A 5,345-nucleotide genomic window follows, 5' to 3' on the forward strand; every position below is an offset into this window, starting at 1 on the left:
CAGCGCAAGATGTTCAGCTCGCTGATCAAGAACGCGCTTCGGCAGGAGGCGTTCGAACCGGGCCGAACGAGCTTCTCGATTTCGATCGCGTCGCTGTCGCACGAGAGCGGGCTGAACAGCAACAACACGAAGTACGTGAAGGACACGGTCAACTCGTTGATCAGTACCGTCGTCAACTGGGACTACCTGGCCGCGGACCGTTCGACGGTCTGGAAAGCGTCGGGCCTGCTCGCCGGCGCGGAGCTCGAGCAATCGGTGCTGAAGTACAGCTTCTCCGACCAGATTCGCAGCGAACTGCTCAATCCCGAAATCTACGCGCTGATCGATATGCGGATCGCCCGCGAGTTCCGGCGGTCGCATTCGCTCGCGCTGTGGGAAAACACGGTGCGTTACGAGGGGATCGGCATCACCGCGAAGATTCCGTTGCCGAAATTCCGTGACCTCATTCTCGGCCAGGACAAGGCGTCGCAGTCGTACAAGGAATACAAGCTGTTCAAGAGCAAGGTCCTGGTGCCGTGCATCCAGGAGGTGAACGAAGTATCGGACCACACGCTCGAGCTGATCGAACACAAATCCGGCCGCAGCGTGGAAGCCGTGCAGTTCAAGGTGACGCGCAAGCAGAGCACCGATACGGTCGAAGACGGCGACGTCAAGAACGAAGCGCTGGTCGAGGAGGTCGCGAAGTTCGGCATTCCGCGCTCGGAAGCGCGCCGGTTGATCACGCAATACGGCGTGCAGCGCATCAAGGCGGCGATCGCCTATACGCTCAATCGGACTACGAAGAAGAATGCGACGCCGGTCGACAACGTCGCCGCGTACTTCCGCAAGGCGCTGACGCACGGCTACACGTTGGCCGATGGGCAGGGAACCGAGGCGGCTGCACCGGCGAAGGAATCCGCGCAGAGTAAGCAGGAACAGATTCGCGACAAGTATCTGGCGGCGAAGGTCGAGGAAGCCGGCGCGTATTTCCGCGAACTGGAGATCGACGACCAGACCAAGCTGATCGAGCGTTACAACGAGACGGTGGCGGGTTCGAAGGACCTGACGCTGTCGCCGAAGAAGAAGGCGAGCAAGCTGGCGCAAACCAGTTTCTTCCGGTGGCTGGCGCTCGATACGTGGGGCGAGCCGACCTCGGACGACCTGCTGGAATTCCTGCTCAAAAGCAGTCTCGCAGGCAACTGAACGAGGCCTCGCCGTTGTGCGCACCATGCGCCGGACCATGTCGCGGTCGGGCTTGACGGCGCAGCGCGAAGGCGAGGCCTTTTGCCGCTAGCGCGTTACTTCGACGGGGCCGTGGCCAGCTCCGCGACGTACGCGTCGATGACGGTCTTGAGCTTGTCGGCAAGCGCTTCCTGGTGGGATGCGTCGACGCCCTTGAGCTGCAGGTCCAGACGCCCGTCCGGATACGTCTTCAACTGGCCGATCGCGCGCGATTCGAGCGCGAAATCATGACGAACGCTATAGCGCGTACGCCCGGCCTTCTTGGTGCCGTCACTCTGCGCACGCAGGAAATTCTCGAGATCGCGGACGGATTTTTTCCGGTCGATCACGGCCGTCAGCAGCCGATCGGCCGTCGCCTCGCCGAGGCGTTCGAAGATCAGTTTCAGGAAGTACGCAGCCTGCAGACCGACCACGTCGTTCGCACTGGCCATCCGCTCCAGCAGCGTGTTCGGCAGCGCGTTGAGCGACAGCGTCTTGCTGATCGAGGCCTTGTCCTTGCCGATTTTCTCCGCCAGAGTGTTCTGGTCGGAAAAGACCTTCTCGTCCAGGAGACGTTTCCACGCGATCGCATCATCGAAGATCGTCTGGCGTTCGTGGTCGTGGTTCGCCCGATACGCGATCGTGTAGAGCTGCTCGGGCGTGTGATCGGTGCGGAACGTCGCATTAATCGTTTCGTCGCCGTTAATGCTCGTCGCGCGCAGCCGGCGTTGTCCGTCGATTACGACGAGCTTGCCGGGGAACTCGGGAAGCCGCGTGACCTTGATCGGCTCGATCTGCCCTTCTCGTTTCAACGTCAGCGCGAGCTCGTGCAGGCTCGATTCCGAGTAGAACACGCGCGGGTTGAACGGGTTCGGGATGCAGTCCTTGACCAGCACCTTCTGCGGCGCGCCAAGCTCGGGCGTACCGGCGGGCGCGGTTCCGGCCGGGCCACTGGCAGGCGCCGTGTCGACGACGGCGGCCGGTGCGGCCGCCGGCTCGGGCAGCCGCGTTTCGAGCGCCGCATTTTCCTGCGCGAGTCCGCGCAACAGGCCGGCTGCGAGATGCAGGTTGCCGGTCGGTTTCTTGTCTTTCGAGGTGTCCTTAGCCATGGGCGGCTCCGGTAGCGCGCGTCGACGCGATGTATTGGGCCATTTCCGTGACCAGCTTTTCGATTTCCGCGCGGGCTTCCTTCAGGCCCTTCAGGTATCGATTGTGGTGATGGATCGTGGTGCCGAGCGCGAACGTCTGACGATAGACCTCGCGTTGCGCGATCTGGCTGTCGAGCAGATGCTCCCCTATTTCTTCAGCCCGTAGAATTTTTAAAATTTCTTCACGCATTTTAGTTTTTCCATTGACGCTATTCAGCATTAATGCGGAAGAAAGTTGAGGATTTCGAACGGCGCGCATCGATTCGATCATGCGGATCATCGCGACCGTGCTGTACAGATCGGCCGGCGATGGCGAAAGCGGCACCAGGCAGAAGTCGGCCACTTCCAGGACGGATGCGATACGCGGATCTTCGAGGTTGCCGGGGCAGTCGACGACGATCACATCAAAGTTCGCGTCCTGCTTCTTGATCTCGCCCCCGATGCCGCGGCCGGCGGGAGCCAGCGAAAGGACCGTCATCGGCAGCGTGTTCTCGCCGCTCGTGACCCAACGGACGGAAGTGCCCTGAGGGTCGGCATCGATCAACGCGACTTTGTTGCCGCCGGCTTCGAACGCAGCCGCGATGTTGACGGAGATGGTCGTCTTTCCCGTCCCACCTTTTTGATTACTGACGGCGATCTTGAAAGCCATTAAATCCCTCCAAGGAGTTTTGCGTAATATATGCAGTTATTACCGAAATGTCCAGAAAAGTGTTCGATGGAGTGAATATCTTTTGATCTCCGCGGTTGTTACGTGACAAATAGGCCGAACGGCCAAGGCGTCATTTACGCGTATTGACTAAAAAAATACAAAATAACCAATCACGGCTGCACGAACGCGCAGCGAACGCGGGCAAATTCAGCTGGCGTTGAACATCGACGATGAAACCGTTGCGTGGAGAATTGATGTCTCGTCGCACTTGGTCTCATACGGAATTCGATACGAACCCGAGACGACGATGTTGCGCGGTCTCGAGGAAGAAGCCGGTTGTCACGTGACAAGTCTCCGGGCATTGATTGCTTCGAGGTCTGGCCATATCGAGCGAAAGTTCTCGATGCGATTGCGACGTGGGCTGCGGAAGAATCGCTTCATTTCAATTACAGAGGTGCTTCACATAATCCTGACGTACGTCTATCCGGCGATGAGACGGGTTGTCACGTGACAAACACATTCAAGCGCGCCTCCCAGGAGCAACCTTTCGATCGTCAAGACGTAGTCGTGATTGCCGATGCCCGGTGCGTAGCTGGCATGTTGCTCAGGAAGAAAGCCGGTGGGGATATTTCTGGTCCCGCCGGCTCGTGGGTGAGTCGCCGGTTGTCACGTGACAACGGGAGCGGGCGCCTGAAAGCTCGGGCAACGGATGGCTATATGGGAGCGGAGTATCCCGGGGAGGCGTTGCAAGGCGCGTCTGGGGTGGCGCGGTACGAACTGTGTAGTCAGCAGCTTGATTCCCTTATCTTCGTGTGTACGCTCGGGGTGCTGGCGCAACGCGCTGAGCGATTGCTGCGCATGTTCGTGCGGGATATAGGGATGACTATGATGTGTCCCTATTTATAGAGAGTACGAAACCCTGCATTGCCGCTCGCATGGGCCAATAGGGCAGGGGGCTGGTTTCGTAGCGAATATCAGATTTCCGCGCTGGAGGGCCCCGATATGCAGGGAGATTCATGCAATCTGGGTCACTATTGGCGTCGAATCCATGTGTTGGCGACGTGTAGCAACGCGAACGGGTCGGTTCGTGAAACATTTTCCGAAAATCGACGCTTGCCAGAAATCCTTGTGTGGCAATGGTTTGCGCCATATTCTTCATGCTGTTTCACGGCAAATGAGCTTGGTGATGCCCGGAAATGGGGGCGTATGGTTTTTTGGCATGTGGGCAACGAAGATTGGCGCGGCTTCACCGAGATTCGTTGTGGCGAATACGTAATTCGTAGTTTTCAATACGTTTCGCGGTGGAGCAACTGTTCCGGGTGTCGAAGTGCGGGGATCAGTGCATCACTGGATCGCGTCGCCCCGTCCATTGACTGGTGGGAGTTCTGATATTTAGCGCCAGTTGTCACGTGACAACGCATGCGTCGGCCTTCCTATTAACGGAGTCGCGAAGCATCGCGAGACGATGCTGACATTGGGGATTTATAGGCGGCCGGTCCGACGTAGCCGTTGGGAGGGGAGGGGGCGGTCCGCCGAAATCGTCAGCTCCGGGCGGTTCGTCTGTAGCCAAAGGAGAGGTGAAAGTATGGGACCCGGCCGCACGATACACGTCGGCGATGTTTGACGATAAGCAGGAAGGGAGACGCCGAGCAATTCATCCGAGTTGAAAACATATCGGCGTTGGGCGCTGCATTTCAGTCTGAGTCCGCTCGATCCCGCATGCGAGGCGCCAGTCCTGCGCCGTTCACCCGTAATAGCCGACACATTCCCACCCACCGTGCCGCCATCAATAACTCGCGACGATCGACAAGGCGACATCCCCGCCACCTCGCAGGCTATCGATATCCCTTCGCGGAGAGTTACCGAACAGCCGGCTATATTCCCGGTTGAACTGGGTCGGGCTCGCATACCCGACCCTGAATGCTGCCGACGCGGCGTCGAGCCGCTCCGCCAGCATCAGCCGACGTGCCTCGTTGAGGCGTATCCATTTCTGGTACTGGAGAGGACTCATGCCGGTGAGTTGACGGAAGTGGTGATGGAAGGTCGAACTGCTCATCTGAACCTGCGCCGCGAGATCATCGACACGCAACGACTCGTCGTAGTGAGCGCGCAACCACCGGATCGCGCGTGACACGCGGTTGCACTGACTGCCGGCGGACGCAATCTGACGCAGGCGGGCGCCCTGGTCGCTCGTCAGCAGCCGATAGTAAATTTCCCGCTCGACATACGGTGCGAGAACGGCAATCGCGTTCGGGTCGTCCAGCAGCGCGAGCAACCGGTTCAGCGCGTCGTACAGAGGCTCGGTCATGTCGCCCACGACGAGCCCGCGGCCGGCCGGCGCATCGTCG

4 protein-coding genes are annotated in these 5,345 nt (G+C 59.4%); 1 reads left to right on the plus strand and 3 read right to left on the minus strand.

Features of this window, described 5'->3' with window-relative positions:
* Nucleotides 1-1,182 (plus strand): replication initiation protein (locus tag JMF90_RS22535; protein ID WP_201325447.1); only part of this gene is annotated, 1,182 nt, incomplete at its 5' end.
* A 95-nt stretch (nt 1,183-1,277) separates the two neighbouring features.
* Here JMF90_RS22535 and JMF90_RS22540 read toward each other — a convergent pair.
* The 3 genes from JMF90_RS22540 to JMF90_RS22550 form a co-directional block, all read right to left on the minus strand.
* Nucleotides 1,278-2,309, minus strand: a complete 1,032-nt coding sequence (locus JMF90_RS22540; RefSeq protein ID WP_011694973.1) for a ParB/RepB/Spo0J family partition protein — start codon at nt 2,307-2,309, stop codon at nt 1,278-1,280.
* Complete coding sequence (locus tag JMF90_RS22545) at nt 2,302-2,997, minus strand: ParA family protein (RefSeq protein ID WP_006497839.1); 696 nt, start codon at nt 2,995-2,997, stop codon at nt 2,302-2,304. Before JMF90_RS22545 ends, JMF90_RS22540 begins: the two co-directional genes overlap by 8 nt.
* A gap of 1,786 nt (nt 2,998-4,783) precedes the next feature.
* Nucleotides 4,784-5,345: AraC family transcriptional regulator (locus JMF90_RS22550; protein WP_201325448.1), on the minus strand; the 562-nt coding region annotated here is incomplete at its 5' end.

It is taken from the genome of Burkholderia sp. E168m23, from assembly GCF_016586125.1.
GTDB lineage: Bacteria > Pseudomonadota > Gammaproteobacteria > Burkholderiales > Burkholderiaceae > Burkholderia > Burkholderia orbicola.